Here is a 289-nt window from a genome sequence, read left to right as displayed (position 1 = left end):
TGCGCATGGCCCCCCCGGCGGCGGGCTGGACGCGTCATTTGTCGCGCCCCTTTTTCCGATTCCAGCACATATAGCTCGTCGGCCTCGGCGATGCCATGCAGGCCATGCGGCCGGTCCGTTTTTGCCAAGGCTAAAAAACGGTGGCGCCAGCGGAACGTGGTGTTGCGGTGCACGCCCAATTGGCTGGCTGCCTGGCGTACCGAGCGGGAATCGAGCAGGCAGTCGGCATAATCGAGCCACAGCGATTTATGCCGCAGGCGAGCCAGTGGCGTGCCGGTGAGCGCATTGA

At 64.4% G+C, this 289-nt stretch carries 1 protein-coding gene; it reads right to left on the bottom strand.

Annotated elements, in window-relative coordinates; all coding sequences use genetic code 11:
- The coding region (locus ACZ92H_RS29685) for a helix-turn-helix domain-containing protein (RefSeq protein ID WP_465052000.1) at positions 1-289 on the bottom strand (289 nt) is incomplete at both ends.

It is taken from the genome of Janthinobacterium foliorum (assembly GCF_978021625.1).
This window is presented reverse-complemented; position numbering and strand designations above follow the sequence as displayed.